The following is a 24,859-nucleotide window of genomic DNA, read 5'->3' on the forward strand; positions in this document are numbered from 1 at the left end:
TCCTTTCTGTCAGCAGTTGTGCTCGGCGAACATGGCCACCTCGTGCGGGTAGACCCGAATGCGTGCGGGGGTGGCCACCTCGGGTCGAGCGCTGGGCGCGGGGACGCTGGTGGACGCGGGGGCGGTGGCGGCGGTGAGGATGAGCTCGCCGTCCGGCCCGATCTCGTCAACGACGCCGGTGCGGCCCGCCACGCTCACCTGCTGCCCGCGCTGGGCGAGGTGGACGTTGAGCTCGGCGATGATGGGCGCAGTGGCGGGGGCGTTCGGATCGGCGGCGAAGGCTTCGACCCGCGCCGCGAGCTCGGCAAGGTAGCGATCGAGGAGGATGCCGGCGGGGTCGGCGTCGTCGGGACGGAGGCCCTCGGCGGGAAGGAGGCCCTCGGCGGCAAGCGAGGTGGCGCCCTCAAATAGCTCGTCGCCCTCCTGGAAGACGTTGGCGCCCACGCCAATCGCGGCGCTTAGCTCCCCGCGCGCGGCGGACATGTCGGCGTAGAACTCCCCAAGCACGCCGCAGATCTTGCGGCCGCGGATGACCACATCGTTGGGGAACTTGACCTTCGCGGGCGCGCCGAAGTCGGCGAGGGCCGCGCGCATCGACAGCGCGCCGATGAGGGTGAGGAAGCCGCCGCGCTCGCGCAGGGCGGCAGTGGCGGGAAGAACCACGAGCGTGGAGGCGAGCAGCGAGCGGCCCGCGCCCGACTCCCACGTGCGGCCCAGGCGGCCGCGGCCGCGGATCTGGACGTCGGCACGGATCGTGGTCAGGTGCGGGGCGTGCGCGAGGGTGCCCAGCACGTCCTGAGTGGAGGTGACGCTCCGGCGGTGGTCAACGAGGCCAATCATGTGGACAGACTAACGCAAGTTACCCAACGGTAGGGTAAGTTAGCGACTCGTTGTCCATCGTGTGGTCGGGCACCTGACGCCCTGGTGCGGGAAGATGCGGGCGCCCGTGATCATTGTTACTAAACCGTAACTTGCGACGCGTCGGCGCGTTTTGGCACCAAGGGCAGGGGCTGCGGAGGGGCTACTCTCCTGGGCGCCCCTCATCGCTCGGCCAGATTAAAAAACTTTGGACGATTCCGGGGCGATCTGCGCATATACGAAGATCGCCCCGGAATCGTCCAGTGTTTTCAAACGCCCGGCGCTCCTACCCCTCGCGGTAGACCACTCCCATCGAGCTTGCCGGGTAGTGCCACGTCAGCGTCCCTGGCGGGGCGACCGCAAGGCACGTGCCGCATTCGAGACAGGCGGCGTATTCCACCGCAACCTCGCCGTTTTCTTCCGAGTACACGTGGGCCGGACACACGTTGACCAACAGCTTCGCCGCGCCGGTCTCACGCACGCGCTCCTGGTTGACCACGATGTGGGGATTGCCCTCGTCAATCTCGTAGACGTTCATCGCCAAACGATCATTGATCGTTCCCGGTTCGAAGCTTGCCATCTTACATCGACCTCACAGCACTGATACCGAGTTTCGCAAGCCCCGCCAGGGATAGGCGAGACCTCTTCACCGCGCCCATGACGACCTTGAGCAGCGGCTTACGCGGCGTGAGGTCGTGGTTGTAGACGCCGTGGAGGACGTCTGCGACCAGCTCCCCCACGTCCCCGTACATCGCCGGGTTTTCGAGGAAGTCCGGGGCCTTGGCATAGGTGTCCATGTCCTTGCCGACGAACGAGGCGTTGTACTCCTCGACATACTTCCCCAGCGCCTCGGCAGAGAAATCCTTGGCCTTGAGCGCGTCGGAAATCACCGAGGCCGCGGCGCGGGCCGAGCCTGCCGCGAGATCCATGCCGCGCACGGTAAAGCCCGTGTTCAGCGTGAATCCCGCGGCGTCTCCGATGACGAGGAGTCCGCGGTGGACCAGGTCGTGCTGCATCTTCTTCCCGCCCTCGGCCACCAGGTGGCACCCGTATTCGAGGAGCTCGCCGTCCTTGAGGAACGGCGCGATCGCCGGGTGGGTGAGGAAGTGGTCGTGCAAATCGGAGGAGCTCTTGCCCGACTTCTCGAGGTCGTCGAGGCGGGCCACGATACCAATCGAGATGGAGTCGCGGTTGGTGTACATGAAGCCGCCTCCGGCCACGCCCTGGGTGCAATCACCCACGACGGCGTACGCCGCGCCCTCGTCGCCCGTCAGGTTGAAGCGCTCCGCGATCACCTCCGGGTCGAGGGCGATGACCGACTTGACGCCCACGGCCAGGTTCTCCTTCGGCTCCTTGGCGCGGATGCCCGCATACTGGGAGAGGAAGGAGTTGACGCCGTCGGCTGCCACCACGACATGAGCGCGTAGCTCGTCCTCGCCGGCGCGCACGCCCACGAACTGGCCGCCGTCGCGAACCAGTTCGTCGACCTTGACGCCGGGCATGACGGTCACGCCCACGTTCTCGCACTGCTCGGCGAGCCACGGATCGAACTTCGCGCGAAGCACCGTCACGGCGTTGACCGGTTCGCTCAGTCGGCCGTCCCAGTAGTCAATGTTGACGAAGTTGTCCTTGTTGAGGAAACTCAGGCAATTGCGCGTGATGACGCGCTCGATGGGTGCCTCCTCGAGGAAGTTATCGAAGATCTCCTGCATGACGCGGCAGTAGAACACGCCGCCGGACAGGTTCTTCGACCCCGGCTCGACACCGCGCTCGATCAGCAAAACCTCATAGCCGTCTTTGGCGAGCAGGTAGGAACAGACTGATCCTGCCACGCCGCCGCCGACCACAATGACGTCGAAATCCACCTCTGCCATGGCTACAGCGCTTCGGTCAGGGCCGGCAGCACCGAGTACAGGTCGCCCACGATGCCGTAGTCGGCCTGCTCGAAGTAGGGTGCGTTCTTGTCCGAGTTCACGACGACGACCGTCTTGGCCTCGTTCATGCCCGCGGTGTGCTGGATCTGGCCGGAGATGCCGGCGGCGAGGTAGAGGTCGGGGGTCACGTGCTGACCGGATACGCCCACGTAGCGGTCGCGCCCGAGCCAGTTGTTGCCCTCGGCGATCGGCCGCGAGCAGGCCACTTCTGCACCCATCTTGGAGGCGAGGTCGAAGGCCAGCTTGAGGTCGTCCTCATTCTTGAAGCCGCGGCCCACAGCCACGATCTTCTTCGCCGCGCCGAGGTTGACCGACTTGGTCTCGGCGCTCTCGGTGGCGCTCACGCGCAGATCGGCGGCGTCGGCAGCCAGCGGATCTCCGGCCACGGGCTCGCCCTCAACCGGCGCGCCTCCCGAGACGAGGACGACGGCGGGGGCTCCGATCTCCTCCTCGACAATGCCGCCGAAGCGGGCGGCGAGCACCTTGCCATCGCGCACGCCCTTGGCGCCGGTGACGACGGGCAGGCCTGCCGCCGCGGCGATCGCGCCGGCAAACACGCGCCCGGCCGGGGTGGCGGGCAGGAAGACGAAGCCGGTGGTGTCGACGTGGGCGGCGAGGCCGGCAGCGACGGCCTCCTCCGGGACGCCCTCGCCCAGCGCCACGTCGGCGTGGGCCATCGGCAGGTCGGGAGAACCGACAGAGATGACGGCGGCCTCACCGGGCAGTTCGTTCGCCCAGGCAAGCATCGTCGAGACGTTGGAATTCAAAGCAATAATGGTCGACATGTGTTCTCTCCTTTACAAAATACCGTCGGCCTTGAGCGCGTCGATCAGCTGCGCCGCCGCGTTGTCTCCCTCAAAAACCATCTTCTTGCGCTCGCGCATCTCAGGCTGGCGAGCCGCCTGGACGTTGCGGCCCACCTCCGCCACCGTGAGGTCGGCCAGGGCAACGGTCTCCAGCGGCTTCTTGCCCGCCGCAAGGATCTCCTTCATCGACGCGGCCTTGACCTCGACCGCGTCCGTGGCCGCGCTCAGCACCACGGGCCCGGAGGTTTCGACCGTCCGGGTACCGGACTCGGTGCGCTGGCGGATCTTCACGCCGTCGCCGGCCGTCTCAACCGAGAGGACTTCGAGCAGGCAGGGCCAGCCGAGCGCGCCCGCGAGGAGCGGACCCATGACGCCGGCGCCCTCGTCCACCGAAGCGTCGCCGGTGAAGACGGCCTTGACGTCATCGACCCTCTTGACCAGCTCGGCGAGAGCCGCAGCGGTCTGCGTGTTCGACCAGTCCGCGGTCGCGTCGTCGGCCACCACGAGCGCGCGGTCGAGCCCCTTGGACAGGGCGTTCTTCTTGGCCAGCGACGAGGCGACGTCCGCCCCGCCCACGCACACGCCGACGACCTCGCCGGCGCCCTCGGCGGCGAGGCTCTTGGCGAGCTCCACCGCGACCGGGTCGTATTCGGACACCGCCTTCTTCACTCGCGCCCAATCGACGACGCCGTCGGAACTGACCTTCGCGTCCTGCGGATTACCCGCGTACTTGTATGCCACGATGATGGACATTTCCACTCCTTCTGTGATTTTCGGTAGTTGTCAGCACCCGCGAAGGTGCCTGTCTTGCTATTTGGTCTGTTGTCGGTTCTTGGTAAGGGTTAGACTGTCTGTACTTTTCCAACGACGGGAAGAAGGGAGTGACCTCGTTGTCGATAACGGCGCCTCAGGAAGAAGCGACGCTCTCTCTTCACGAGCGCGTCTACGACGCCGCCCTCCTGCTTTACGGCGAAACCGGCTGGAGCGGCTTTAATCTGACGAAGGTCGCCGAACGCGCACGCGTTGGGAAGTCCTCGCTGTACTCGCGCTGGCCTACCGCCGAAACCCTGTTGCTCACGGCGTTTCATCACGCCTATCCCCGCCGCCAGTTCACGGGGAAGACCCTGTACGACGTGCTCTTCGAGGAAATTGACGCGCGCATGCACGCCTACCTCGGCCGATACTCTGCCGCCATCCGCCGACTCATCGTCGAGGCGCCCACGGATGTACCCGTGGTCCAGCAAGCGTGCCGGTACGTCTGCACCGACCCGCTGGAGACCCTGCGCCAAGGCTTGTGGTACTACAAGAAGGCAGGCGAGATCCCGTCTGACGTGTCGATCGTGCGCTTGGTGGACGCCATCGAGGGTTCCGTGCTCCTGCGCTCCATCTGGCTTCCGCCCAACGATGTTGACTGCTTCCTGGAAAGGATTCCTGAGTACGCTCATGACCTGATCACTGACCTCCTTCCTCATCTTGACTTCGTGCCCCGGCCCGTCAGGTCGGCCGGCGAGCTTGGGGTGTATGACACCGGGTCGATGTCATACCAAATACGGATTTCGTAGCTTTTCTGTTCCCATCGTGGTTGGCTGCCCGTGCCCAGGGAGCACCCGGATGTCGTCGGGCAGGGTGCCCAGCTTCTTGAGCGACGTGAGCAGGTCGCGCCTGTTTGCCCGCGCGTACTGCGTGGAGCCGATCCCGTTGGAAAAGAGCGTGTCGCCCGTGTAGAGCACCTCGTTGTCGGCGTCGAGGAGGCAGATCGATCCTGGCGTGTGGCCCGGTGTGGCGATCACGTGGAGCCTGCCGCCCGACCAGCTGAAGATCGTCTCATCGTCCCACTCGGCCGTCACCTCCTCGACCGCGTAGTCCGAGCCCTCGTCGGCGAACCCGGACAGTCGGGGGTCAGCTGCGCCGACGGCGTCGTGCACGCCAATGTAGACGGGAGCCCCCGTGGCGGCGACCAATTCGTTGACTGCCCCGATGTGGTCGGAGTGGCAGTGCGTGAGGAGGATGGCCTCCAGCTTGCGCTCCCCCAGGGCGCGAAGGAGTACCTCGGGTTCAGCTCCCGGGTCGATCATGACGACGCCGGAGTCGGACTGCAACAGGTAGCAGTTCGCCTTCCACGAGCCCACCACCCGCACATCGATGCTGTACATTACCGTTCCTTCCACTCGCTCGAACCGGCCTCGGTCAGGGTGAGGCCGCGGGTCTCGGGCGCCCACGCGATCGAGACGATGAGGCCAATGAGCGAGATCAGCGCGCCGGCGACCATCATCGGGCCATTGCCGTAGGTGGACAGCAAGCCGGGCAGGACGAAGATCGAGATCACGGTAGAGATGCGTGAGAAGGCCATCGCCGTGCCCATCGCTGAAGCCCGAATTGAGGTCGGGAAGATCTCGTTCGGGTAGAGCCACTGCAGATTGCCGGGCCCGCCCGACGCCAAGGCGTAGATGCCGAAAACAATGATGACGAAGGCCATCGAGGTGGCGGGCACGACGCCCAGGATGGCGAGGGCGCCCGTCATGATGACGAAGGACCAGATGCACAGCGGGCGGCGGCCCCAGTACTCCGCGAGGAACATCGCAGGGATCGTTCCGAGCATGAAGAACGTGCCGATGACCAGCTCCCCGATGAGGGCAGCCCTGCCCTCGCCCAGACCGAAGGCGGCGATGATATCCGGGCCGTAGGTGTAGACCGCGAACATCGGGATGGCCTGGCACAGCCAAATGATCCCGACGAAGATCATGCGCTTGAAGTAGGGCCGGCGGAAGATCGCGGAGTAGGACGTATGCTCGGCCACCTCGTCCTCGATCACCACGTTCTGGCCGAAGGTTTCGCGTACGATCCTCGCCGCGTCCTCGTGGCGCCCCTTCGACATGAGCCACCGCGGCGATTCCGGGATCGACCAGCGGCCAAGAAGGATGACGACGCACGGGATGACCGACGAGCCGAGCATCCACCGCCAACCGTTGTCGATGTCAAGCAGGAAGTAGCCCACCAGGTACGAGGCGTTCGCGCCGAGGTACCACACGGCCGCGAGGAAACCCATCGTGATCGCCCGATACCTGCGCGGGGTGAATTCGGCGATGATGGACGTGGCAATGGGGTAATCCGCGCCAACGGCCACGCCGATAAGGAAACGCAAAAGGACCACCATGAGTGGGCCGCTCACGAACATGCACAGGACCGAGAGCACCGCAATGGACATCACGTCGATGATGAACATCCGCTTTCGGCCAATGAGGTCCGTCAAGTAACCACCGAAGATGGCGCCAAAGAAAAGACCAACGAGGGCGGCAACGCCGATCATTCCCTTCCAGGTATCGTCAATACCCAGGTCGGGAACCATCTTGAGCAAGGCCACGCCGATGATCGCGTGGACGTAGCCCTCCAGGAACGGGCCACCGGCAGAAAACGCGGTGAGCCGCACGAGGAATGGCGACATCCCGATATCGTCGAGGCTGACTTTTTGCTCGTTGTTCACGGTTACTCCTTTCTTTGGCTCGACCCACTCATGGGATCCAACGCGTTCTACCCTTCGAATTCGATGATTCCCCAGTTCAGGTGCGGCTTCGCGCCCGTCTCTTCGACGTCGACGTCGACCAGGCGGAAGCGCAGTTCGCCGGGACCGACCTTCCACAGCTGGGTCTTCAGCGTGGTGCCCGGGTGGACGGGCGAGGTGATGCGGGTCTTGAAACGCTTGATGCGCTCCGGTTCGCCCGGCATGAACTCGTTGATCGCGTGGCGCATGACAATGCCCGCATACGAGATCGCGTGGAGGATCGGGCGCGGTTCGCCGTTGGCTGCCGCGTAATCCCAGTCGATATGCTGCGGGTGGTAGTCACCCGACAGGCGGTAGATCAGCGCCTGGTTCTCAGGAATGCGCTCGGCCACCTCGACATCCGGCTCGCGCTCGGGCATGTCAACGATGTCCTTCGGCGCGGCCGGGCCGCCCCAGCCGCCGTCGTAAATGAGGCAGTCCCAGGACTCGTTCGTGAACAGGAGGTTGCCGTCCGAATCGTAGGTGTCGCCGATATGCTGGGCGAGCAGGCCCCGCCCCTCACCGCGGTCGTAGAGTCCTTCGAGCTTGACCTTGGTCTGCACGGTGTCGGCCATCTTCGTGATCGGCTGGTGGAAGCGGATGTCGAACCCCCAGTGCAGGGAGCCGGCGTAGTTATAGCCGTAGTCGATGGTCCGGGTCACTTCCGAATCAACAATGAGCATGGCTCCAAACATCGGCAGGACCTTGAGCTGCGGGTTGCGCTCGTCCTTCTCGTTGAGGTACTCCAGGCCATCGCGGCCGTCAATTCCCGCACCGCAACCCAGGGCAAATAGCTCAAGATCACGGAAGGTGTATTCGCGGATGAACGGACCAAAGGTCTGTCCAACCATCTCGGTCTTGATCGTCATTGTTCAATTCCTTTCACTGTATCTACTTGAGTTCTGACTTGAGGACTTTTCCGTACGTGCCGCGCGGAAGGGCGTCGAGGAAGGTGATAACGGTGGGGATCTTGAAGTAGGCCAAATAGCTCCGGCAAAACTCGGTGAGGTCATCGACGTCGATCCTGGCCCCGGGCTCGGCGACAATCGCGGCCTTGACGGCCTGATCCCTAATCGAGTCCTCGACGCCGACCACCGCCACCTCAGCGATTCCCGGGTAACGGGCGAGGACCGATTCGACCTCGGCGCACGAGATGTTCTCCCCCGAGCGCTTGATGATGTCGGTGTGACGGTCGGTGAAGTAGATCCACCCCTCCTCATCGACGTAACCGAAATCGCCGGTGCGCAGCCAGCCGTCCACGAGGGTCTGCGCCGTGAGCTCGGGCTTCTTCCAGTAGCCCGCCATGAGCGACACGCCGGGCACCCCCTGGATCTGGATCTCGCCCACCTGGCCGGGCCCGAGCTCGCCGTCGTCACCCATGATCCGCGCGTTGTAGCCGGGGCCGACACGGCCGATCGATGGCCAGTTGCGGGGCCCGGTGGGATAGTCCGTCACCACCCCCACCAGGTCCTCGGTCGAGCCGTAGTTGTTGAGCAGGCGCACGTTGAAGCGAGCTTCGAAACGCTCCTTGTCCGCGGCTGACATGGGCAGGAAGTAGTGGACCTCCCGCACGTCGTGCTCGGTCTCACCCGGGCTCACCGGCTGAGCCATCATGGTCTTCGCCATCATGGCCATGGCCTGCACGAGGGTCCCGCCATGCTTGCGCACCTGCGTCCAGAAGCGCCTGGCCGAGTATCGGCGCAGCAGGACCAGCGTGGCACCCGCCGTCACAACAGGTGCCAGCGCGCTGAGCTGCATGTTGACGTGGCTTGCCGCCATCGTCGTCACGTACCTGTCGGTTTCGCGCATCTGGAGTTGCCAGTTGACGTAGTACCCCGAGAAGACGAAGTTCTGCTCGGTGATCATCACGCCCTTCGGCGCCGACGTCGTCCCTGACGTGTAGAGGATCTCCATGATCGGCATCGGTTCAACGCGCCGAGCGGGAGCGGTGATGGCCTGGGTCTGCTTGAGCTGTGTGAAGCACACATCGACACAGTCTCCCCCAACCACGATCGTGTCGAGCCCCTCGCCGTAAGCCGGGTCGAAATCCAAGAAGCACTGCTCGATCACGAGCGTGTGCGCATCGCAATCGGCCATGATCGTCCTGGCTTCTTCCACGGTGTACTCCGGGTGGATCGGCACGTAGATCGCGCCGATCCGGCACAGTGCGAAGATGCACTCGATGAGCTCGGGGCAGTTGTTGAGCTGGACGGCAACCGCGTCACCGGCCCCGATTCCCCGGGACAAGAACAGATTGGAGGTGCGGTTGATCTCCTCGTCGAACTCCCGGTAGGTCCAGGTCCGCACGGTATCGCACGCGTGGTCTTCGTAGACGAGAAACTCCGCCTGCGGCCGCAACCGCACCTGGCTGTCCCAGATGTCAAACAACGTCAGCCCCTGCGCTTGAGTAATCACCTCACACCTCCAATCTGTTCATCGTGTCCGCGCTCGCTAGTTGGCGAACTTGACCTTGCCCGACTTCGCGAACCGCTCGATGTCCTCCTCGGAGAAGCCGGCCCGCTCGAGGACGTCTCGCGTGTCCCCGCCGAGCGGGGGCATCGGCCGCCAGAATCCGCCAGGATTACGCGCAAACTTCGGCACGGTGTTCAAGCCGCGCACCTTCACGCCATCCGCGTTCTCCCACTCGATGAAGTTCTCACGCTTGGCCACATGGTCTTCCGCGAGGATGTCTTCGAACTCCATCACCACCTGGGCGGCGATGCGGTGGGCGGAAAAGTCGCGCTCGACGTCGTAGCGCTTTTGAGTCTTGAGGTACTCGGTGAGGCGCTCCTGGATGAGATCCGCCTTCGGCCCGTCAAGCCACAGCGCGGAGGTATCCTCCGGGTACTCCTCGGTTCCCCACAGCTCGCCCAGGCCGATGGTCTCGAGCAGGTACTTGTTCTGGTCGACTCCGTAGCAGCACAGTCCGAGGAACCCGTCCTCGCACTCGTAGATGCCAATCGCGCACAGATTCTGATGGCGGCCACCCGGGCGCGGGTACTTCACGCCGTCGTTGAGGTAATCCATCATGTAGTAGGTACCCACGCGCAGCGCCGTCTCATACATGGCAAGATCGATCGATTCGCCCTGGCCCGTGATCTGGGCCTTGTGCAAGGCCGCGAGCGCGGAGGAGACCACCATGAGCGAGTTGACGTAGTCGGCAGTGTACGGGTGGAGGTTGGTGGGCAGCTCGGGAGTGCCGTTTTGGGCGACGAGGCCCGCGTAGGCGGCGACCGTCAGGTCGTAGGCCGCGGCGTTGACCTTCTGCTCATCACCCCAGTGCCCGAAGCCGGACACGTGAACGATGACGAGCTTGGGGTTGATCTCCCACAGCCACTCGTCGGTGATCCCCTTGCGCGCCCACGCGGGGCCCTTGGAGGATTCGATGAAGATGTCGGCGTCCTTGACGAGCCTGGCGATGATCTCCTTGCCTTCATCGGAGAAGGGGTGGAGGGAAATCGAGCGCTGGTTGCGACGTTCCATCTCCTTGACCCACTTCGTGTCGCGCACGGAATCACCGGTCCAGATGTTCTCCATCCAGGTGACGTCTGCTCCCCACTCGGCCATGATCTCGGCGGCGGACGGGGCTGCGATTTCCACGGCGGAGTACAGGACCTTGACGTCGTCAAGTACTCCGAACGAGGGCTTCACGGTTTCCATGATGACTTCCTTCCTCGGTCCTTTAGCGGTATTCCTTGAGAGCGGCGCGGCCGGCGGCGAGGATCATCATCTCGTCCGTGCCACCCGACACGCGGTCCACGCGGATGTCGCGGTAGAAACGCTGGACGCGGTGCTCGCCGGTGATGCCAACTCCGGACAGGATCTGCAGCGCCTGGTCGATGACCATCGAAGAGGCCTGCGAGCAGTAGTACTTGGCCATCGAGCAGTCACCCCGGCCGAGGCGGCCGTTGTCGTGCTTCCACGCGATTTCGTAGAGCATGTTGCGCATGTTGGTGATGGCGATCATCATGTCGGCCATCTTCAGCTGGATGAGCTGGGTGCGCCCGATGGCTTCCTTGCCCTGGATGCGCTGGTTGGCGTACTTGGCCGCGTCTTCGAATGCGCAGTAGGCCTGGCCGTAGTTGGTCAGGGCCACGAGGAAACGCTCGAGATCGAAGTCCTGGACGCCGCGCTTAAACGCGCCGCCCTCGGTGCCGAAGAAGTCGGACTCGTCGAGCTCGACGTCGTCGAAGTAGACCTCGGCGAGCGAGTCCATGCGCAGGCCGAGCTTCTTGAGCGGCTCGCGCGTAATCCCGGCCTTCGTCATGTCGACGAAGAACTCCGAGTAGACGGACATGTCCTCTGCGTTGCGCGCCATGACCACCAGGTAGGGAACCTTCATGCCGGAGGTCTGGAAGGTCTTGTGACCGTTGAGGTAGATCTTGCCGTCCCGGCGCGTGTAGGTGGTCCGCATGTCGTCCCAGTTCGAACCCGCGCTCGGCTCGGTCATGGCGTAGTTCAGCATCTGCTTGCCAGAGCCGAGGAACTCGAACATGGTGGCCTTCTGTTCCTCACTGCCCTCGCGGATGATCGTGCCCCAGCCCGGCAGCTGGTAGAGCACGTACGTGGGGCCGCCCATGCGCCCGAGCGCCTCGTAGACCGCGGTCAGCTCCTGCCAGCCGAGCCCAAGCCCCTCGTACTCCTCGGGCAGGAGGATGCGATCGAAGCCGAGTTCGCACAGGGCCTCAACCCACTCCTGCGGGTATTCCTTGTTCTCGTCACACTCATTGAAGTACGTCTCCCATGCGCGCGACTCCATGAGCTCGACGAACGTGTCGGCCATCAGTTGCTGTTCTTCTGTCAATGAGAAATCCATTGTTCCTACTTTCCAGTTGGGTGGGTTGGTGAAGGGATCGATGTAAAGAATGTGCCGCCATGCGCCATCACCTGGCGTGCCGCATCTAGCATTCGCCCGTGGTGGAGGAATGCGTGGATCACTCCGGGCACGACCTCGAGTTCGTGGCTCACGCCCTGCGTCTCGTAGATCTTTGCCAGCAACCGCGAGTCGTCGAGGAGCGGATCGAGCTCCGCTGCGCAGATGTAAGCCGGCGGAAGGCCTTCGAGGTCGGCGTTGAAGATGTTGAGGTAGGGCGAATCGAGGTCGGCCTCGCGCGTGATGTACAGCTGCTTGTACATGGAGAAGTCCTCCGGCGTCAGGCCGTCCCACACGCCTCCGTAGAGGCGGATGGACACGCTATCCTTCAGCCCGAACCAGCCGTAGTACAGCAGGAAGCAGCGCACGCCGCCGGCGTCGTTCATCACGTCGCGCAGGTAGAGGTAGGTCGCAATCGACATGTTCGCCCCGCCGGAATCGCCAGCGAAGGAGATGTCTCCGCTATCGAGGTCCCATGTCTTGGCGTGAGAGCGCACGTATTGGACCACCTGCGCGCATTCCTCGATGGCCTGCGGGAACTTGGCTTCCGGGGAGAGCGTGTAGTCGATCGCGACGACGGCCGCGCCCGCTTCGTCGGCGATGTTGCGGCAAATGCGATCGTGGGTGTCGAGGTTGCCGAGGGCGAATCCGCCTCCGTGGATGTAGAAGATGATGGGGAGCGTGCCGTCAGTGGGCCGGTAGATGCGCACCCCAACCTCGCCGTGCGACGTGGGGATGCCAGCATCCTCGGTCGAGGCCATCGCGGGCCCACCCTCGTTCCAGAACCGGCGTTCCGTGAGGTACCCTTCCCGCATCTGCGCGAGGGTTTGGCCGGGTGCGTACAGGCCAGCAGCAATCTGGTCCTGCTTGGCAATCGCCGCGCCCATCGCCTTGCTCCACAGAGCAGGCACATCGAGTCTTTTCATGACAATCTAGCCCTCGAGGTCCTCGCTGGCGTCCGCGACGACGCCCTCATCGACGCCGACCAGGTCAGCGGCTTCCTCCAGCGAAATACCCTGGGCCTCCGCGGCCGCTGTCAGCTGGGCGGCCTCAAGCTTCTTCTCGTTCTTCTTCACGTAGAAGTGGAGGAGGAAAGAGAACGCGGTGGCGAGAATCGCCGCACCGGCGAGGATCATGAAGATCTCCACGTAGGCATCGTTGCCCTTGTTATCGATGAGGGCTCCGAACCAAATGGAGGAGAACGTATCCGGGGCAAAGCCGATCACCGACAGGACGCCCGTCGCCGTACCGAAGATCGTGAGCGGGACCTTGCCCTCGGTCAGTGCCGAGGAAACGATGCCGAACACGCCGTTGGCAATGAAGCCGAGCAGGATTGCGATGATTGCGGCGACGACAGCCATCGCGGCTCCCGCCGGGAGGAAGGCGATCGTCACGAGGGCGATGACGGCGACCACCGAGCCCCAGCCAATAACGCGGGTCGGGCTACCCGCGCCCTTGGCAAGGAAGCCGAAGGCCGGGCCGGACAGGAGGGTGACGCCGTACTGGCGGACGATTGACACGAGCGAGACGATGCCGATCGAGGCACCCATAACCGAGGAGAGGTAGGGGGTGGTGTAGGTGACGCCCGTGTAGTAGAAGTACACGAAGAACATGATCGCCGCGGCCATCCACACCACGGGGCTCTTCAGCGCCATGCCCACCTCGGAGAGGTTGAATCCCTGAGAGCTGTCGGCAATCTCGCCTTCGAACTTGGGGATGAGGAAAGACAGAAGGCCGAGCACAAAGATGAGCACGCCCAGGAAGATGAGCATCCACCGCATCGAGTCCGTGGCACTGGCGATGTACTTGATAAACAGAAGGCAGATGAGGCCAACCGCTAGGCCAGCAGCGCCGTACAGGCCGTAGGAAATACCGATGTTCTTCGAGTACTCTTCTTCCTCCGAGATGAGGCGAACCAGCTTGAAGCGAATACCCCACCAGATGAGAATCGTCGAGATACCCATTCCCACGAAGACCATCATGAGCGTTCCCACCGACGGCAACGTGGCGTAGACGAAAGTCAGTGCCGCTGTCAGCATGAAGCCGACCCAGGACAGCGTGCGCACGCGCACCTTGTCCGCGATCACGCCCGAGGGGAAGTAGCAGATCAGCGCAGTGATCGCGTAAGCCGAGAGGAACTGGCCGAGCTGGGCATTTGTGACGTCAAGCGCCTCCATCAGCGGATCGTAGAAGACATTCTTGAGGTAGGCAGGGGTGTAGATGATCGAGCTACCCATGGAGACGAGGGTCAGGAGGAAGAACCGCCGCCCGCGGGACAAGTCCTGTGCTCGTACTTCGTTTTTCTTGTTCATTGTGTCAACTCTCTAGGCGATGGAGCAGGTAATAATTCCGGCCAACTTCACTGTTGGTGGATGACGAATCACCGATTGACCTGTGTACCTACGACCCTACGGGAGCAAAAATGTGATTAACGGCCCAAAGCTCCCAGGATTACGGACGGAACCCGTCCACCCCTAGAAACTCCTGCAATAAAGCCAAATTGGAGGCGTTCAAGACTTGGCGCAAAGCCAGGAGGCAGGATTTGACAAACACGCGTGTGGCCCCGAATCCGTTGCGGATTCGGGGCCACACGCGAGTAAGAAATACTCGCCCTAGAGTAAGTGTTCGGGCACCAGCTCTGCCGGGGAGACGTCGTCCGGAAGCGGGCGCAACACGCGTGCCGGGGTGCCCACCGCGATAACGTTGGCCGGCAGGTCCTTCGTGACCACCGCGCCGGCGCCCACCACCGTGTTGTCCCCGATCGTCACGCCGGGCAGGACGATGACGCCGGCGCCGAGCCACACGTTGTCGCCGATCGTGATCGGCCGGCCCGACTCCCAGCCCTCCCGCCGTGGGGTGGGCTCGAGCGGGTGCTCGGCGGTGATGAACTGGACCCGCGTGGCGATCTGGCAGTTCTTGCCGATCACAATATCGGCCACGTCCAGGAAGACGCAGTCGAAGTTGATGAACGCGCCCTCCCCGATGTGGGTGTGGGCGCCATAGTCGCAGTGGACGGGGGTGCGGATGGCGGCGCCGTCGCCGAACGTGCCGAAGAGCTGGCGGGCCAGGTCCGCGATCGCCTCCATGTCGCCGGTGGGCAGGGCGTTGATTTCGTCTTGAAGGCGCATCGAGCGCTCGAAGGCGACGTCGAAGGCGTGGCCCTCCACGCGGTAGAGCTGGCTGGCGCGCATGCGCTCAAACTGTTCCTCGGACCTGTCCACGTTCCCTCCGCTCTGCTGCGTGGCCCTGCCACGCCGATCGTCCTCACGCCCAGCCTACAGGCCCTCCCCCGGTAGGCAGGCATACGAAAACGGGCGACCCCGCAGGGCCGCCCATCTTCGGGTGTGGCTTACTTGATCAGGCCGAGAGCACGAACCGCGTCGAGCTCCTCCTGAGCAGCCTTGATGTTGCGCTCGATGCCCACGCGCGTGGCGTCGGAGATCTCCAGGCCGTCGACGATCTCCCACTCGCCGCCCTTGGAGATGGCCGGGAAACCGAAGATGAGGCCCTCGGGGACGCCGTAGTGCGAGCCGTCCGAGTAGACGCCCGGGGTGACCCAGTCGCCTTCCGGTGTGCCGTTGACCCAGTCAAAGACGTGGTCAATCGCGGCGGACGCGGCCGAGGCGGCCGAGGACGCGCCGCGGGCCTCGATGATGGCGGCGCCACGCTTGGCGACCGTGGGCACGAAGTACTCGTCCAGCCAGGCCTGGTCAACGAGCTCGAGGGCCGGCTTGCCATCGACCGTGGCCCAGGACACGTCCGGGTGCTGGTCGGCGGAGTGGTTGCCCCACACCGTCATGCGCTTGATGTCGGCCACGCGGGCGCCGGTCTTCTCAGCGAGCTGGGAGATCGCGCGGTTGTGGTCGAGGCGCATCATGGCGGTGAAGCGCTCCTTCGGCACGTCCGGGGCGTGCTGCATGGCGATCACGGCGTTGGTGTTGGCCGGGTTGCCCACCACGAGCACGCGGATGTCGTCAGCCGCGTTGTCGTTGATAGCCTTGCCCTGCGGGCCGAAGATGCCACCGTTCGCCTCGAGCAAATCCGCGCGTTCCATACCCTTGGTGCGCGGGCGGGCGCCGACCAGAAGGCCCACGGAGGCGCCGTCGAAAGCCTTGTTCGCGTCGTCGAAAATGTTGACGGACTCAAGCAGCGGGAACGCCGAATCGTTAAGCTCCATCGCGGTACCCTCAGCGGCCTTCAGGCCCTGCGGGATCTCGAGGAGGTTGAGGCGAACCGGCACGTCATTGCCGAGCAGCGCGCCCGACGCGATGCGGAAGAGCAGCGCGTAGCCGATGTTGCCAGCTGCGCCGGTGACGGTAACGGTAACTGGTGACTTTGCCATGTAGATAACTCCTTCATTGGATTCACGCGCCCGTGCGCGCACAGTCCCAATTCTACCCGCTGGCTTTCCCAAAATGCCGTCTTATGTCCCAAGCGAATCTAGGAGACAAGCTTGGATGCCGCGAGCAACATTGCCGGCATTGCCCGGTCCAGCTCCCACTCAATCGCCATCGGCTTCGAACCGCTGTGGCGCACGTAGCGCGCCCTCCCGAGGCACGTGTAGGGCTCGGTCCCGATCTCGCCCACCTTCGTCTCGCGCACGAACAGCACGACGTCGGTCCCCCGGCTTTCGTGGGTGATGTAGCGCTGGCCGGTGGGAGAGTTTTCGCCCGTGGTGGACTGCGACTCCCAGTGGAAGAGGTTGGGGGTGAGGGCGTAGTCGCGGTAGAGGGTGGTAGGCGAGTAGTCGGCCTCGGACTTGCGCAGCGTGACGAGCAAGATGTCCACCCCGAGGTGGCGCACGTACTTCACACCCTCGCGCACGTTGCCCGGCTTTTCTTCGTCCTGAGTCCCGACGCCGAAGCCCGCCAGTAGCTCCTCGCGCGTGTAGCGCCCGTGGCTGAGCACCGGCACGCCGGCGAGCCTGCCCGGAAGCGGGCGCGCCACGGTCCGCAGCGCGTCCTCGCGCACCTCAAGCACCTGCTCGAGCTCGGCGCGGAAGACGCCCGAGCGGACCGCCTCCCACAACTTGACGGCCATCTCGCCGGGGTCGCCCGTCGGCCACAGGGAGAAGTACAACATCGGCGCGTAGGCCGCCTTCTCCCCCAGGCCTGCCAGGCCCTCCTCCGCCTCCGCCGGCGTCTCCGCAAGCGCAAGCGCCGCGAGGATGCGCCGGTAGGCGGCGATGCGCGGGCGGTCGTTGACGTGGGTGAAGGCACGGATGCGGCGCAGCAAGTCGAGCTCGACCACGCTCGCCTCCCCGATCTCCTTTCCCCCGCCGAGCGCCAGGCCGGCCAGGGCTTGCCACGTGCGGGGAATCTTGCGCCCCCGCACAGTTGCCGTGGGGTTGCCCGCGTAGATGTCGGCAAGCGAGCGGTCGGCGTCGTGAAGGTAGGAACGCAAGGTGTAGGGGCGGACATCGCCGGCGTGAACGCGAATGTCAGCAACGAGCTGGGCAGCTCTGAGCTTGACCGTCTGCGTCAAGTTCTTCAGCACCTCGTCTTGCGTGACGCGGTCAAGCTCAATGTGGCAGCCGGCTGGGAGGAAGGGGAAGCCGGCCTCGACAGCGGTGCGCAGCTTGCGGCGGCCGAGGCCGGTGAGCGCGCGGAACTTGACGTCGAAGCGGAAGTCGGCGTGCTGGTGGCCCACGAAGTCAAGCACAGTGAGGACGGCTTTGGTGGGCGTGCGGCGCAGGCCGCGCCCGAGTTGCTGGAGGAAGATCGTGGCCGACTGGGTGGGGCGGGCCATGATGACCGTGTCGATGTCGGGGATGTCGAGGCCCTCGTTGAAGAGGTCGACCGTGAAAAGGGCCTTCACCTCCCCGGAGCGTAGCGCCGCGAGCCCCGCCTCGCGCTCTGCCCGGCTCGAGCCGCCATCAAGTGCCAGGGCCGGGATACCGGAAGCGGTGAAGTAATCCGCCATGAAGTGGGCGTGCTCCACGGTGACGCAGAATCCGAGCGCCTTCATCCGTCCCACGTCCGCCACGTACTGTCGCGTGTTTTCCACGATCTTGGCGGCGCGGGCGCGGTCGGCCAGGTAGAGCCGGGAGAGTTCCCCCTGATCGTACTGGCCACGCCTGAAGCTCAACCGGCGAAGGTCCGTGCCATCCGCAATCCCGAAGTAATGGAAGGGAACCAGCAGGTCGGCCTCGAGGGCATCCCACAGCCGCAGTTCGGAGGCGATGCGCCCGCCGAAAAACGCGTCCGCCACGCTCACCCCATCCCCACGCTCCGGGGTGGCCGTCAGACCAAGCAACTCCTTGGGGCGGAAATGGGACAGGACCTTGCGGTAGGAGGCGGCGTGCGCGTGGTGGAACTCGTCAATGACGACGACGTCGAAGCGCTCCGGCTCGAAAACACACAGATCCTGCAGAGACTGCACCGAGGCGAAGACGTGATCGCCGCGGGCGGGGCGCTGCCCGTCCACGAACATCTCGCCGAACGAGCCGTCTTTAAGCACGTCGCGATAGGTGCGCAGCGCCTGCTGGAGGATCTCCTTGCGGTGGGCGACGAAAAGCAGGCGGGGCAGGACGCGCCGGCCGTCGCCGTTCAGGCGCTCAATGAGCCGTGCGTAATCGAGCGCCGCCACCACGGTCTTACCCGTGCCCGTCGCGGCCACCAGCAGATTCGCGTGGCGCCCGCCCTCGCGCTCAGCCTCCAGGTCCTCGAGCATGAGCTGCTGGTGCGGGTAGGGGCGCACGGTCAAAGCCGTGACGGTCGACGTCGTGCCCGGGCCGGGCAGCCCGCGCGCGTCACGCAGGGCCTCGTCGAGGCGCGCGGAGTCGGTGGCCGGGTCGTAGGGCTGGTAGTCGGGCGAGGACCAGTACGTCTCAAATGTCGCCGCGAACTTGGCGAGCACGTGCGGGGTGGCCACCTGCGAGACGCGGACGTTCCACTCCACGCCGTCCGTCATCGCGCTACGCGAGAGGTTGGACGAGCCGATGTAAGCCGTGGAATAGCCGGAGTTGCGGTGGAAGATCCAGGCCTTGGCGTGCAGCTTCGTGGAGGCAGAGAAGTAGTTAACCCGCACCTGGGCGCCAAGCCCGGCGAGCGCGTCGAGGGCCTTGCGGTCGGTGGCGCCGATGTAGGTGGTAGTGAGCACCCGGATGGGGACGCCGCGGCGGGCGAGGGGCTCCAGACCGGGAAGGAGCGTGCGCACGCCCGTCCACTTGATGAACGAACCAAGGAGGTCGATGCGGTCGGCCGAGCCCATCTCCTTGACGAGCTCCGCAGCCAGGCCCGGGTCCTGCGGGCCGTTCGTCAACAGGGCGACGTCGGCCAGTGGGATCTCCGGGCGCCCGGGTGCCTGATCGAAGCCGGCCGGCCACAGGGATAGGAGCTGGTCTGGTGAGGGCTCCTTTTTCGGGTCCACCTCGGGTCTTTCCTGCAGTGCGCTGCCGTCCGGGAGGAGCGCGAGGAGACGATTGGCAAGCTCGAGGCGCTCGCGCCCCTTCGCTGCTTGGAGGGCTCTCTCGATCCGGGCCGCCAGGTGGGTGGCGAGGACGTGAGGGGCATCGGCGCTATCGACCTTGCCGCTGACCGCGCGCAAGTCCGAAGCCGCGAGCGCTTCGGCCAGTTCGGCGTCGATGAGCCGCTCGTAGAGCCCCGGCGTCAGGTGCGCGCCGACGCCGCCCGGCCCCGGCCAGTGATATCCAGCGGTGTTCGTCACTGGACCAGGTTAGCAGCCGGGCCCGCAATCGCGGGCCCGCGGGCGCAAGTCCCTGTTGAGTTCCGTTTTCGGCTTGCGGGGGGGGGGGAGACCTGCTTAGCTTATTCTGACGTTATTTCGCACTAATAGATCGGACAACCATGACTAGCACAATCGCCAACACGCAGCGCTCATGGATCGGTCAGTACAAGATTCTGACCGCTATCATCGCCCTTTTTGTTCTCGGCTTCACCGCGATCCTCACGGGGTGCTCGAGTGACTCTCCGGAGACCGCCCCCGCCACCACCGCGTCCGAAAAAACGGACAATCCTGCTAAGGACACCGCCGAGGCCGAAGAAGAGGAAACGAAGTCCGCCGAACCGGAGGAGACGACCACCCCCGAGGAGCCCGCTGCGACCATTGGCACGCCGGTCGAGGTCGGCGATTTTACCGTAACAATTGAAGGCATTGAGCCTGGCATTGCCGAAGTCGGTAACGAGTACTTTGGCGCCCAGGCCCAGGGGCAGTTCGTCATCGTGAGCGCGTCCATCCTCAACAACGGCAACAAAGCCGAGAGGTTCTTTACCGACTCTATGAAGCTCATCGACGAGCAGGGCCGCGAGCACTCCTACTCGAGCGAAGCTGCACTTCACATCGAAGGCTCGTGGGGTTTGGACGAGATCAATCCGGGCAACACGCTGTCCGGCAAGTTCGTCTTTGACATTCCGGCAGACAGCACCCCGACGAAGGTTCTCCTCGAAGCAGGCTTCCTTGGCAAGGACGTCGAGGTCGCACTCAGCTAAACGACGACGCGGCGACCAGTGCCTTCACCGCTGCGAAAGGGGCACGATCCCGCGGGTCCGAGCAAACGCTCAGCCGGGGACCGTGCCCTTTGGGTACATCACCCTCACCGGCTTAGGCAGATTAAAATATTTTGGACGATTCCGGGCCGATCTCCTCATATATGAAGATCGGCCCGGAATCGTCCAGTAAATTCAAATCCGCGGAACGCTCCGGTCCCGCGGCACGGCCCGAGCCGTGACAGACGCGACGGGTGGGCCGATTGTGGCTGGTGTGAAACAGTGACTGGTAGCCTGGCGCCTGCGCTTGCGACCTGAAGCGAAAGTGCCCGCCGGCGAGCCGGCGGGCACCCCGATCGGTGACGTTCTACTTTCGGTGCGCCCGGTAGTACTCGATGAGGCCGCGGGTCGAGGAATCCTCGGCAGCGATCGCCGCCTCGTCGCCCTCAACGGCGCTGGTCAGCTCCTTGGCCATCGCCTTGCCGAGCTCCACGCCCCACTGGTCGAAGGAGTCGATACCCCACACGATGCCCTGGACGAACGTGATGTGCTCGTACAGCGCGATGAGCTGGCCAAGCACTGACGGGGTCAGGGTCGGGGCCATAATCGACGCGGTGGGCTTGTTGCCCGGGAAGACCTTCGCGGTCACCAACTCCTCGGCTACGCCCTCCGCGCGGACCTCGTCGGCCGTCTTGCCGAAGGCGAGCGCCTTGGTCTGGCCAAAGAAGTTACCGAGGAAGAGCTCGTGCTGGTCGGCATCCCCGTCCTTGAAGTCGAAGGTGGGGTTGGCAAACGCAATGAAGTCCGCCGGGATGAGCTGCGTACCCTGGTGGATGAGCTGGTAGAAGGCGTGCTGGCCGTTCGTGCCCGGCTCACCCCAGAAGACCTCGCCCGTGGCCGACGTGACCGGCGTGCCGTCCCAGCGCACGCGCTTGCCGTTCGACTCCATCGTCAGCTGCTGGAGGTAGGCCGGGAAGCGGTGCAGGTACTGAGAGTAGGGCAGTACGGCGTGCGTGGGGGCGCCCACGAAGTTGACGTAGAAAACGTTGAGCAGGCCCATGAGCAACGGCACGTTCTGCTCGGCCGGGGCATCCGCAAAGTGGCGGTCCATCGCACGGAAGCCGGCCAGGAAGTCCTCGAAGTACTCCCGGCCCAGCGCGATCGCTAGCGACAGGCCCACGGCCGAGTCGACCGAGTAGCGCCCGCCCACCCAGTCCCAGAAGCCGAAGGCGTTGACCGGGTCAATCCCGAAGGCCTCCACCTTGTCCAGCGCCGTGGACACGGCCACGAAGTGCTTGGCCACGGCGCCGTCCGTCGGCGCCCCCTGCTCCTCGAGCGTGCCGAGCAGCCAGGAACGCACCTGGCGGGCGTTGGTGAGCGTTTCGAGCGTCGTGAACGTCTTGGACGCGACGATCACCAGGGTCGTCTCCGGGTCGAGCCCCTTGAGGGTCTCCCCCACGTCCGTGGGGTCAATGTTCGAAATGAAGCGGCACTCCAGCCCGTCCTTCACGTACGGCTTGAGCGCCTCGTACGCCATGACCGGGCCCAGGTCCGAGCCGCCGATGCCGACGTTGACCACGGTCTCGATCCTCTTACCCGTGACGCCCGTCCACTCACCGCTACGCACCTTGTCCGCGAAGTCGAACACGCGCTCGAGGACCTCGTGGACGTCGTCGACGACGTTGCGCCCGTCCACATCTACCTCCTCACCCTTCTCGCGGCGCAGGGCGGTGTGCAGGACTGCGCGGTTCTCGGTGACGTTGATTCGCTCGCCACTGAGCATCGCGTCACGACGCTCGGCCAGGTTCACTTGGTCAGCCAGCTCCAGGAGCGCGGCCTTGACTTCATCGGTAAGGAAGGTCTTCGACAGGTCCACGTACAGATCCGCGGCCTGGAAAGTGAAATTCTTCGCACGGGTTTCATCCTTAAACCACGCGCGGAAATCGACGTTGAGGCCCGCCTCAAGGTCGGTCAGGCGAGCCCACGCGGGCGTCGCAGTTGCATCAATCGGCGCTGTCATAACTCTCCTCCTGAAAGCTAACAAGTGCCCCCCATTCTACCCAATCGCGCCGGGGCAAATATGACAGAATTGGGCGTGACGCAAATGTGAAGGAGATGTCGTGGATAGCAACACAAGCGCCTCGGAAGTGAAGATAGGAATCCTGACTTCGGGTGGTGATGCACAGGGCATGAACGCGACGGTTCGCGCCGTTGTTCGCACCGCGCTCCAGCTCGGCGCCACGCCCTACGCATTCCTCGAAGGCTGGCGCGGCCCCGTCGAGGGCGGGCATCTGATCAAGAAGATGGGGTGGTCGGACGTCTCCTCCACCATCAACAGGGGCGGCACCGCCATCGGCACCGCGCGCTGCGACGAGTTCCGCGAGCGCTCGGGCATGAAGAAGGCCGTGTACAACTTCGTGAAGAACGGTATCGACCGCCTGGTCATCATGGGTGGGGACGGCACGCTGACGGGCGCGGACGAGCTGCGCGAGCTCTGGCCCGAGCTGCTGGCTGAGCTCGTGGCCGAAGGGGCGGTGTCGGAAGAGGAGGGCCAGCGCCACGCGAAGCTGCTCATTTCCGGCGTCGTCGGCTCGATCGACAACGACCTGGTGGGGACCGACATGACCGTGGGCACCGACTCGGCCCTCACCCGCATCATCGAAGCGATCGACGCGATTGCGGCGACGGCGGCCTCCCACCAGCGCACGTTCATCATCGAGGTCATGGGCCGACGCTGCGGCTACCTCGCCCTCATGTCCGCCATCGCCGGCGGCTGCGACTACGTCTTCATCCCCGAGCTTCCCCCGGCCGACGGCTGGGAGGATGAGCTGGCGGAGAAGTTGCGCCTGGGCCGCGAGAACGGCCGGCGCGACTCGCTGATCGTCGTCGCCGAAGGAGCCTCCGACCGCGCCGGCAACAAGATCACAGCGGAGGACGTTCGCACCGCGATCAAGGATCGCATGGGCGAAGACCCACGCATCACTTCGCTCGGCCACGTCCAGCGCGGCGGCACTCCCTCGGCCTACGACCGCTGGATGCCCACCCTGCTCGGCTACACCGCAGCCTGGGACCTGGTCCACGCCACCCAGGAGACCGAACCCGTCATCATCGGCACCCGGCGCAACAAGATCGTCCGTCTGCCCATGATGCAGGCGATCCAGAACACGCGCGCCGTCAAGGAACATCTCTCATCTGGCGACTGGGACGCCGCCGTGACCTCGCGCGGCAACCACTACCAGGAGATGATCGACCTCTTTGCCACACTCTCCTCTCCCGTGGCCCCCGAGCGCCCGGAGGGTTCCAAGCGCATCGGCATCCTCCACGCCGGCGGCCTCGCGCCCGGCATGAACCCGGCGGCGCGCGCCGCCGTGAAGTTCGGCATCGACCGCGGCTACACCATGCTCGGCATCGAGGGCGGCTTCCCGGGCCTCGTGGACGGCAGGATTCGTGAGCTCAAGTGGCACGACGTCGAAGGGTGGGCCGAGGACGGCGGCGCCGAGCTTGGCACCCGGCGCACGATCCCCGACGTCGACCAGTACTACGCCCTCGGCCGCGCGATCGAGAACGCGCAGCTGGACGGCCTGATCGTCATCGGCGGTTTCAAGGGCTACAAGATGGTCTACGAGATGCACAAGGAATCCTCACGATACCCGGCGTTCAAGATCCCGATTGTGCTGGTGCCCGCATCGATCGACAATAATTTGCCCGGCTCTGAATTCTCGATCGGCACCGACACGGCGCTGAACTGGAACACGGAGACGATCGACCGCATCCGCCAGTCCGCCTCCGCCTCCCGGCGCTGCTTCGTGGTGGAGACAATGGGCCGCAAGTGCGGCTACCTCGCCCTCATGTCCGCGCTCACGACGGGCGCCGAGCAGGTCTACCTCTACGAGGACGGGATCACGCTCAGCCAACTCGCCGCCGACACGCAGAAGATGATCCGCTCCTTCGAGGCCGGCCGCCAGCTCTACTTGGTGGTGCGCAACGAGGACGCTTCGGAGTACTACAACGCCGACGTCCTGGCCAACATCTTCGAAGAAGAGGGCGGGGACCTGTTCGACGTGCGCTCGCTCCTCATTGGCCACGCCCAGCAGGGCGGCAACCCCTCACCGTTCGACCGCACGCTCGCAGTTCGTCTGGTCAACACTGCGATGACCGTGCTAGATCGGGAGCTTGCCGGCAAGGGCGGCTCCTACCATGTAGGCATGGTGGACGGGCACATCGAAGCCCAGCCGGTGGCACACATGGACGAGCTCATCGACATGGAAGACCGCCTCCCCTTCGAGCCCTGGTGGCACCCGCTGAAGGAAGTCCTCTACGTCGTGTCCGATCCCACGGCCGATCTGGAGCTGGCCCAGTTGCCGATCGTCATCGACGGGGCGGAGTCCTAACGAGCGCGCCGC

The 24,859-nt window shown here is 64.7% G+C and carries 20 protein-coding genes; 3 read left to right on the forward strand and 17 right to left on the reverse strand.

All coding sequences use genetic code 11. From position 1 onward, the window contains the following. Positions 1-9: 9 nt before the first annotated feature. The 5 genes from HMPREF3167_RS00985 to HMPREF3167_RS01005 all read right to left on the reverse strand — a co-directional run bounded on the left by HMPREF3167_RS00985 (position 10) and on the right by HMPREF3167_RS01005 (position 4,351). Positions 10-840, reverse strand: coding sequence for a biotin--[acetyl-CoA-carboxylase] ligase (locus HMPREF3167_RS00985; RefSeq protein WP_070444953.1), 831 nt, complete (start codon positions 838-840; stop codon positions 10-12). 304 nt (positions 841-1,144) lie between these two features. After that, positions 1,145-1,438, reverse strand: a complete 294-nt coding sequence (locus HMPREF3167_RS00990; RefSeq protein ID WP_070444956.1) for a ferredoxin family protein — start codon at positions 1,436-1,438, stop codon at positions 1,145-1,147. Position 1,439: 1 nt separating this feature from the next. Then, positions 1,440-2,732, reverse strand: a complete 1,293-nt coding sequence (locus tag HMPREF3167_RS00995; RefSeq protein WP_062613905.1) for an FAD-dependent oxidoreductase — start codon at positions 2,730-2,732, stop codon at positions 1,440-1,442. A gap of 2 nt (positions 2,733-2,734) precedes the next feature. After that, on the reverse strand, positions 2,735-3,577 hold the full coding sequence (locus HMPREF3167_RS01000; protein WP_062613904.1) for an electron transfer flavoprotein subunit alpha/FixB family protein: 843 nt from the start codon (positions 3,575-3,577) through the stop codon (positions 2,735-2,737). A gap of 12 nt (positions 3,578-3,589) precedes the next feature. Next, positions 3,590-4,351, reverse strand: a complete 762-nt coding sequence (locus HMPREF3167_RS01005; RefSeq protein WP_070444959.1) for an electron transfer flavoprotein subunit beta/FixA family protein — start codon at positions 4,349-4,351, stop codon at positions 3,590-3,592. Between the two features lie 137 nt (positions 4,352-4,488). Here HMPREF3167_RS01005 and HMPREF3167_RS01010 point away from each other — a divergent pair, with 137 nt between their 5' ends. After that, positions 4,489-5,160 (forward strand): TetR/AcrR family transcriptional regulator, encoded by a 672-nt coding sequence (locus HMPREF3167_RS01010; RefSeq protein WP_168160814.1) that lies wholly within the window; start codon positions 4,489-4,491, stop codon positions 5,158-5,160. Here HMPREF3167_RS01010 and HMPREF3167_RS01015 read toward each other — a convergent pair. From HMPREF3167_RS01015 to HMPREF3167_RS01065, 11 genes are all read right to left on the reverse strand, one after another. Continuing rightward, complete coding sequence (locus HMPREF3167_RS01015; RefSeq protein ID WP_070444965.1) at positions 5,137-5,751, reverse strand: MBL fold metallo-hydrolase; 615 nt, start codon at positions 5,749-5,751, stop codon at positions 5,137-5,139. The genes HMPREF3167_RS01010 and HMPREF3167_RS01015 overlap by 24 nt on opposite strands. Further along, entirely contained in the window at positions 5,751-7,079 is a 1,329-nt protein-coding gene (locus tag HMPREF3167_RS01020; protein ID WP_246783040.1) for an MFS transporter, read from the reverse strand. Before HMPREF3167_RS01020 ends, HMPREF3167_RS01015 begins: the two co-directional genes overlap by 1 nt. Positions 7,080-7,126: 47 nt before the next feature. Beyond that, complete coding sequence (locus HMPREF3167_RS01025) at positions 7,127-8,005, reverse strand: MaoC/PaaZ C-terminal domain-containing protein (protein WP_070444968.1); 879 nt, start codon at positions 8,003-8,005, stop codon at positions 7,127-7,129. A 22-nt stretch (positions 8,006-8,027) separates the two neighbouring features. Next, positions 8,028-9,551, reverse strand: coding sequence for an AMP-binding protein (locus HMPREF3167_RS01030; protein WP_244899195.1), 1,524 nt, complete (start codon positions 9,549-9,551; stop codon positions 8,028-8,030). 36 nt (positions 9,552-9,587) lie between these two features. Beyond that, complete coding sequence (caiB, locus tag HMPREF3167_RS01035; RefSeq protein ID WP_062613900.1) at positions 9,588-10,796, reverse strand: L-carnitine CoA-transferase; 1,209 nt, start codon at positions 10,794-10,796, stop codon at positions 9,588-9,590. Positions 10,797-10,818: 22 nt separating this feature from the next. Further along, positions 10,819-11,952 carry a crotonobetainyl-CoA dehydrogenase gene (caiA, locus tag HMPREF3167_RS01040; protein ID WP_070444971.1) on the reverse strand — a complete coding sequence of 378 codons (1,134 nt, stop codon included), beginning with the start codon at positions 11,950-11,952 and terminating at the stop codon, positions 10,819-10,821. Positions 11,953-11,957: 5 nt separating this feature from the next. Next, complete coding sequence (gene aes, locus HMPREF3167_RS01045; protein WP_062613898.1) at positions 11,958-12,935, reverse strand: acetyl esterase; 978 nt, start codon at positions 12,933-12,935, stop codon at positions 11,958-11,960. A 6-nt stretch (positions 12,936-12,941) separates the two neighbouring features. After that, positions 12,942-14,321, reverse strand: a complete 1,380-nt coding sequence (locus tag HMPREF3167_RS01050; protein ID WP_062613897.1) for an MFS transporter — start codon at positions 14,319-14,321, stop codon at positions 12,942-12,944. 300 nt (positions 14,322-14,621) lie between these two features. Beyond that, positions 14,622-15,230, reverse strand: coding sequence for a sugar O-acetyltransferase (locus HMPREF3167_RS10120; RefSeq protein ID WP_285347427.1), 609 nt, complete (start codon positions 15,228-15,230; stop codon positions 14,622-14,624). Between the two features lie 128 nt (positions 15,231-15,358). Beyond that, positions 15,359-16,351 (reverse strand): malate dehydrogenase, encoded by a 993-nt coding sequence (locus tag HMPREF3167_RS01060; protein ID WP_062613895.1) that lies wholly within the window; start codon positions 16,349-16,351, stop codon positions 15,359-15,361. 98 nt (positions 16,352-16,449) lie between these two features. Next, on the reverse strand, positions 16,450-19,677 hold the full coding sequence (locus HMPREF3167_RS01065) for a DEAD/DEAH box helicase (protein WP_210382955.1): 3,228 nt from the start codon (positions 19,675-19,677) through the stop codon (positions 16,450-16,452). 140 nt (positions 19,678-19,817) lie between these two features. On the opposite strand from HMPREF3167_RS01065, the gene HMPREF3167_RS01070 reads away from it, so the two are divergent. Beyond that, complete coding sequence (locus HMPREF3167_RS01070; RefSeq protein ID WP_068538488.1) at positions 19,818-20,459, forward strand: DUF4352 domain-containing protein; 642 nt, start codon at positions 19,818-19,820, stop codon at positions 20,457-20,459. 364 nt (positions 20,460-20,823) lie between these two features. Here the strand turns inward: HMPREF3167_RS01070 and pgi are convergent, their stop codons facing one another. Next, positions 20,824-22,476, reverse strand: a complete 1,653-nt coding sequence (gene pgi, locus HMPREF3167_RS01075; RefSeq protein WP_070444974.1) for a glucose-6-phosphate isomerase — start codon at positions 22,474-22,476, stop codon at positions 20,824-20,826. Between the two features lie 100 nt (positions 22,477-22,576). On the opposite strand from pgi, the gene HMPREF3167_RS01080 reads away from it, so the two are divergent. Next, on the forward strand, positions 22,577-24,847 hold the full coding sequence (locus tag HMPREF3167_RS01080; RefSeq protein WP_070444977.1) for a 6-phosphofructokinase: 2,271 nt from the start codon (positions 22,577-22,579) through the stop codon (positions 24,845-24,847). Positions 24,848-24,859: the final 12 nt, after the last annotated feature.

The organism is Trueperella sp. HMSC08B05 (assembly GCF_001808405.1).
Taxonomy (GTDB): Bacteria; Actinomycetota; Actinomycetes; order Actinomycetales; family Actinomycetaceae; genus Trueperella; species Trueperella bernardiae.

Excerpts from the sequence above, each read along its gene's own strand:
- HMPREF3167_RS00985 (WP_070444953.1), bottom strand. The coding sequence starts at position 840 with ATGATTGGCCTCGTTGACCACCGCCGGAGCGTCACCTCCACTCAGGAC.
- HMPREF3167_RS00990 (WP_070444956.1), bottom strand. The coding sequence starts at position 1,438 with ATGGCAAGCTTCGAACCGGGAACGATCAATGATCGTTTGGCGATGAAC.
- HMPREF3167_RS00995 (WP_062613905.1), bottom strand. The coding sequence starts at position 2,732 with ATGGCAGAGGTGGATTTCGACGTCATTGTGGTCGGCGGCGGCGTGGCA.
- HMPREF3167_RS01000 (WP_062613904.1), bottom strand. The coding sequence starts at position 3,577 with ATGTCGACCATTATTGCTTTGAATTCCAACGTCTCGACGATGCTTGCC.
- HMPREF3167_RS01005 (WP_070444959.1), bottom strand. The coding sequence starts at position 4,351 with ATGTCCATCATCGTGGCATACAAGTACGCGGGTAATCCGCAGGACGCG.
- HMPREF3167_RS01015 (WP_070444965.1), bottom strand. The coding sequence starts at position 5,751 with ATGTACAGCATCGATGTGCGGGTGGTGGGCTCGTGGAAGGCGAACTGC.
- HMPREF3167_RS01025 (WP_070444968.1), bottom strand. The coding sequence starts at position 8,005 with ATGACGATCAAGACCGAGATGGTTGGACAGACCTTTGGTCCGTTCATC.
- caiB (WP_062613900.1), bottom strand. The coding sequence starts at position 10,796 with ATGGAAACCGTGAAGCCCTCGTTCGGAGTACTTGACGACGTCAAGGTC.
- caiA (WP_070444971.1), bottom strand. The coding sequence starts at position 11,952 with ATGGATTTCTCATTGACAGAAGAACAGCAACTGATGGCCGACACGTTC.
- aes (WP_062613898.1), bottom strand. The coding sequence starts at position 12,935 with ATGAAAAGACTCGATGTGCCTGCTCTGTGGAGCAAGGCGATGGGCGCG.
- HMPREF3167_RS01050 (WP_062613897.1), bottom strand. The coding sequence starts at position 14,321 with ATGAACAAGAAAAACGAAGTACGAGCACAGGACTTGTCCCGCGGGCGG.
- HMPREF3167_RS01060 (WP_062613895.1), bottom strand. The coding sequence starts at position 16,351 with ATGGCAAAGTCACCAGTTACCGTTACCGTCACCGGCGCAGCTGGCAAC.
- HMPREF3167_RS01070 (WP_068538488.1), top strand. The coding sequence starts at position 19,818 with ATGACTAGCACAATCGCCAACACGCAGCGCTCATGGATCGGTCAGTAC.
- pgi (WP_070444974.1), bottom strand. The coding sequence starts at position 22,476 with ATGACAGCGCCGATTGATGCAACTGCGACGCCCGCGTGGGCTCGCCTG.